Genomic DNA, 4,953 nt, shown 5'->3' with positions numbered 1-4,953 from the left:
CTCTTATATCTTATATAAGACATAAGATATGGAATTCAAGCACTGGGGCGAGGTGCGGCGGAGGTCGCGCGCGAGGTGGTGCGGGGTGGCCGGGCGGCCTGCGATGAAGCGGGCATTCCGTTGGCGGGCGGTCATTCCATCGATGCCCCGGAACCCATTTTCGGGCTGGCTGTCACCGGCGTGGTGGACCAGGGCCGGCTCAAGCGCAACGATACGGCCACGCCGGGCTGCAAGCTTTACCTGACCAAGCCGCTGGGCATAGGTATCCTGACCACGGCGGAGAAGCGAGCCCGGCTGCGTCCTGAGGACGCCAACCTGGCCCGGGACTGGATGTGCAAGCTGAACCGGGCGGGCAGCCGATTCGGCCGATTGGCCGCCGTGCAGGCGATGACCGATGTGACGGGCTTCGGCCTGCTGGGGCACCTGGTGGAAATGGCCGATGGCAGCGGCGTGAGCGCGCGCATCGAATATGACAAGGTGCCGCGCCTGCCGGGGGTCGAGCATTATCTTGCGCAGGGCTGCGTGCCGGGCGGGACGGCGCGCAATTTCGAGAGCTACGGCGCGCGGATCGCGCCGCTCTCACAGGAGCGGATCGACCTCTTGTGCGATCCCCAGACCAGCGGCGGATTGCTGGTCGCCGTCGCACCGGAAGGCGAACCGGCGTTCCTGGAAGTGGCTAGGGAGTCGGGCTTGGAGCTCGAGCCCATCGGCGAGCTCATCGACCGCGGGCCTTACGCGGTGGAAGTGGTCTGATGCGCGGCGAGATCGACGATTACCGTTCGCTTTTCCTGCGCGGCGTGCCCATGATCGATACGCGCGCGCCCGTCGAGTTCGCCAAGGGCGCTTTTCCCGGGGCCGTCAACTTGCCGCTCATGAGCGATGCCGAACGGGAGCAGGTCGGCACCTGCTATAAGCAGAAAGGGCAGGAGGCCGCCATTGCGCTCGGGCACCGATTGGTCCAGGGGGCGATCAAGGCGCAGCGCATCGAAGCCTGGGCGTCCTTTGCGCGCGCCCATTCCGACGGCTGCCTCTATTGTTTCCGGGGCGGGTTGCGGTCGCAAATCGCGCAACAGTGGCTCAGGGAAGAGGCCGGCATCGAATACCCGCGCGTCGTCGGCGGCTACAAGGCCATGCGCGCCTTCCTGCTCCAGGCCATCGAGGATGCGGCGCATCAATGCGGGTTCCTCGTGCTAGGCGGCATGACGGGCACGGGCAAGACGGAACTGGTGAGGCAGGTGGAAAACGGCCTGGACCTCGAGGCTTACGCGAATCACCGCGGTTCCAGTTTCGGCAAGCGAGCCACCGCCCAGCCGCCCCAGATCGGGTTCGAAAACAGCCTGGCCATCGACTTGCTGAAAAAGCGCGACGCGGGCACGGCGTGCCTGGTCGTGGAGGACGAGAGTCACGCCATCGGCAGTTGCAGTATTCCGTTTGCGCTCTACCAGCGCATGCAATCCCAGCCGCTGGTTTGGCTCGAAGACGCCCTCGAGAGCCGCGTGGAGCGCATCCTGAAAGACTATGTGGTCGACCTGCGTGCCGAGTTTGCGGCCGTGCACGGAGAAGAGGAGGGCGAGCGGCGCTTCGGCGAACGCCTGCGCGGCAGCCTCGACAACATCGCGAGACGCTTGGGCGGCGACCGCCATAGGCGAGTGGCCGCGCTCATGGATGCGGCGCTGGCCGAGCAGGCGCGCAGTGGAAGCGTCGAATTCCATCGGGATTGGATACGGGCGCTGCTGCTCGAGTATTACGATCCCATGTACGACTATCAGCGCAGGCTCAAGGGTTCGCGGATCGTGTTTGCGGGCGACAGGCGGGCGGTGCTTGAGTATCTTCGCGCGCAGTCCTCGGCGTAACAGGGTGCAGCCGGGCTCTCCGGACCGAGGGAGGATGCGGGCGGGATATCCCGGCAGCCGCCATGCGTTTGGCGGCGAGTATCTCGAGCTGGCGCCGTTCGAGCGGATCCGCTACACCGATCGCTTCGATGACCCCGGGCTGCCGGGGCAGATGGAGGTCACCGTGTCGCTGCGGCAGGTGACCTGCGGCACCGACCTGGACGTCGTGCAAGCCGGCATCCCCGAGGCCATCCCGGTGGAGATGTGTTACCTCGGCTGGCAGGAATCGCTCGCCCAATTGGCCAAGCTGGTCGAACCCGATATCCCCGACTGACGCGTCGCAAGGGAGAACGTCATGCTCAGCAAGAACACCGTTTGCATCTGGTATGAGCGGGAAGCCCTGGAGGCGGCGCGGTTTTATGCCCGCACTTTTCCTGGCAGCGAAGTGGGCGAAGTGATGTACGCGCCCGGCGACTACCCGGCCGGCAAGGCCGGAGACATCCTGACAGTATCGTTCACCGTGCTGGGCATTCCGTGCATGGGCTTGAACGGCGGTCCAGGTGTTCCGCAGACCGAGGCATTTTCCTTTCATGTCTCGACCGAGGACCAGGAGGAAACCGACCGCCTCTGGGACGCCATCGTGGGCAACGGCGGGCGGATCGTGCAGCGGCCAAGCGCGTCTTTGAAGCGATGCTGCAGATGAAAAAGATCGACGTTGCGGCGATCGAGGCCGCGCGCAGCGGCTAAGGGCGCGGCTGCCCGCCCCGCGGTGGTAGGCGGGGCCGCTCGCGCTGGCGAGATTAGTCTTCCCGCCGCAGGTGGGGGAAAAGAATGACGTCGCGGATGCTGGGGCTGTCGGTCAGCAGCATCACCAGCCGGTCTATGCCTATTCCGCAGCCTGCGGTCGGCGGCATGCCGTATTCCAGGGCCCGGATGTAGTCGGCATCGTAGTACATCGCTTCCTCGTCGCCGGCGTCCTTGGCCTCGACCTGCTTGCGGAAGCGTTCGGCCTGGTCTTCCGGGTCGTTCAGCTCCGAGAAGCCGTTGGCGATCTCGCGCCCAACGATGAATAGTTCGAAACGCTCGGTAATGCCTGGACGCGTGTCGGAGGCGCGGGCGAGCGGCGAGACCTCCACCGGATAATCGATGATGTACGTCGGCTGCCACAGTTTGGCTTCGGCGGTTTCCTCGAACAACGCCAGTTGGAGCGCGCCCAGGCCCGCCCGGGCCAGCTGCGGACCGTTCACGTCCGCGCCCAGCCGCTTGAGTTCCGAGCGCAGGAAGGTCTCGTCGTTCAACTGCTCGTCGGTGTAGCCGGGGTCGGCATATTTGTGGATGGCTTCGACGATGGTCAGCCGGTCGAACGGCCGCGACAGGTCCACTTCCCGTCCCTGGTAGGTGAGCTTGGCACTGCCCGTGGCATCGATGGCAGCCTGCCGGATCAGGTTTTCGGTGAAGTCCATCAGCCAGCGGTAGTCGGCATACGCTGCGTAGAACTCCATCATCGTGAATTCCGGGTTGTGCCGCGGGCTGACGCCTTCGTTGCGGAAGTTCCGGTTCAGCTCGAACACGCGTTCGAAACCGCCCACGATCAGGCGCTTGAGATAGAGCTCGGGGGCGATGCGCAGGTACATGGGCATGTCCAGCGCATTGTGATGGGTCGTGAACGGCTTGGCTGCCGCGCCGCCCGGGATGACGTGCAGCATGGGCGTTTCCACTTCCAGGAAGCCGGCCTCGGTCATGTGGCGGCGTATCGAGGCCAGGGTGCGGCTGCGCGCGACGAACGTGTTGCGCGTCGATTCGGTCATGATGAGATCGACGTAGCGCTGCCGGTAGCGCAGCTCCTGGTCGGCGATGCCGTGGAACTTGTCCGGCAGCGGGCGCAGCGACTTCGTCAACAGGCGCACTTCCGTGGCCTGGACCGACAACTCGCCTTTGTTGGTCTTGAAGACCTTGCCGCGCACCCCGAGGATGTCCCCGATATCCCAGTGCTTGAAGGCGTTGTACACGGCTTCGCCGACCAATTCCTTGCTCAGGTAGATCTGGATGCGGCCAGTGGCGTCCTGCAGCGTGGCGAAGCTCGCCTTGCCCATGACGCGCTTGAGCATCATGCGGCCGGCCACGCTGGCCTGGACGTCGGCTGCGTCGAGGGCCTCCTTGTCCTGCGCGTCGTAGAGCTCGTGGAGCTTGGCGGCGCGGTCGGCGGGAACGAAATCATTGGGAAAAGCCGGCCCCGCTTCGCGCAGGCGGGCGAGCTTGGTGCGTCGTTCGGCAATGATCTGGTTGTCGTCTTGCGCGGGTTCGTTGGCGTTGGGCCGGTTGTCGGTCATGATGGCTAGGGAATCAGTAGTGTCGAATGTCGTCGATTTCGTTTTCGCCGAAATCGTCGCGTTCCAGGTAGTGGAGGATGCGGGCGGCCGTCGTGGCGGGCGCAGCAAGCCGGCCGGTGCTGTGCAAGGCCTTGAAGTCCTCGACGGCGGGAAATGCGTCGGGCAGGGTGGCGCGTATGCGCTCTTGCATGGGGGTATCGATCACGCCGGGCGCGAGCGAGGCGATGCGTAGCCCCGTGGCCTGCTGCTCGAGTTTGACGGTGCGCGTGTACATGTCCAGCGCGGCCTTGGTGGCGCAATAGACGCTCCAGCCTGGCATGGGCCGCCGGCCTGCGCCGGAAGAAATGTTCAGCACGCGGCGGTCGGCGCTCGCGGGCACGGCGGCCAGGAACGCGCCGGTAAGCAGCATGGCGGCCGCCACGTTCAAGTGGAGCGCGTGGGCCACGGCAGCCGCGTCCAGCGCAGTGGCCTGGGCAATGGGCTCTACGGTGGCAGCGTTGTTGATGAGCCGGTAGCGGCGGGCGTCGCGCGGCAGCCCGGCGAAGATGTCCTGGGCGACGGCTTGCGCCTGCGCCGGGTCCGAGAGGTCGACCGCATGGTGTACGTGGACGCACCCGTGCTCGCGCGCGTGATCGGCCACGAGCAGGGGTTCGCTGCGGGACAGCGTGACCAGCAGCGTGCCGGGCCGGCACGCTGCCATCGCCAGCGCGGCCCCAAGGCCGCGCGAGGCACCGCTTAGTATCACGAAGGCGTCGGGCATGTGGGTCCCCGGGCGGCGCGAGACGGCGGGG

Annotated in this window: 4 protein-coding genes and 2 pseudogenes; 4 read left to right on the top strand and 2 right to left on the bottom strand. The window is 66.0% G+C overall.

Features of this window, described 5'->3' with window-relative positions:
* Positions 1–21: 21 nt before the first annotated feature.
* From selD to IRZ12_RS15535, 4 genes and pseudogenes are all read left to right on the top strand, one after another.
* Positions 22–753 (top strand): selenide, water dikinase SelD, encoded by a 732-nt coding sequence (gene selD, locus IRZ12_RS15550; protein ID WP_367181596.1) that lies wholly within the window; start codon positions 22–24, stop codon positions 751–753.
* Positions 753–1,853, top strand: a complete 1,101-nt coding sequence (mnmH, locus tag IRZ12_RS15545) for a tRNA 2-selenouridine(34) synthase MnmH (RefSeq protein ID WP_296470288.1) — start codon at positions 753–755, stop codon at positions 1,851–1,853. Before selD ends, mnmH begins: the two co-directional genes overlap by 1 nt.
* Positions 1,813–2,166: pseudogene (locus tag IRZ12_RS15540) on the top strand (SRPBCC domain-containing protein); the annotation flags it as partial. The gene mnmH and the pseudogene IRZ12_RS15540, both read left to right, overlap by 41 nt.
* Positions 2,167–2,187: 21 nt before the next feature.
* Positions 2,188–2,579, top strand: a pseudogene (locus tag IRZ12_RS15535) (VOC family protein).
* 53 nt (positions 2,580–2,632) lie between these two features.
* On the opposite strand, the gene lysS reads toward IRZ12_RS15535, so the two are convergent.
* Together lysS and IRZ12_RS15525 are read right to left on the bottom strand one after the other, a co-directional pair.
* A complete protein-coding gene (lysS, locus tag IRZ12_RS15530; protein WP_296470285.1) occupies positions 2,633–4,162 on the bottom strand; it encodes a lysine--tRNA ligase in 1,530 nt (509 codons plus the stop codon).
* A 13-nt stretch (positions 4,163–4,175) separates the two neighbouring features.
* Positions 4,176–4,922, bottom strand: coding sequence for an SDR family oxidoreductase (locus IRZ12_RS15525; protein ID WP_296470292.1), 747 nt, complete (start codon positions 4,920–4,922; stop codon positions 4,176–4,178).
* Positions 4,923–4,953: the final 31 nt, after the last annotated feature.

The organism is Pigmentiphaga sp., from assembly GCF_019689535.1.
Taxonomy (GTDB): Bacteria; Pseudomonadota; Gammaproteobacteria; order Burkholderiales; family Burkholderiaceae_B; genus Pigmentiphaga.
Note: the sequence above shows the minus strand (reverse complement) of the source record. Positions and strands in the feature narration are given on the sequence as shown.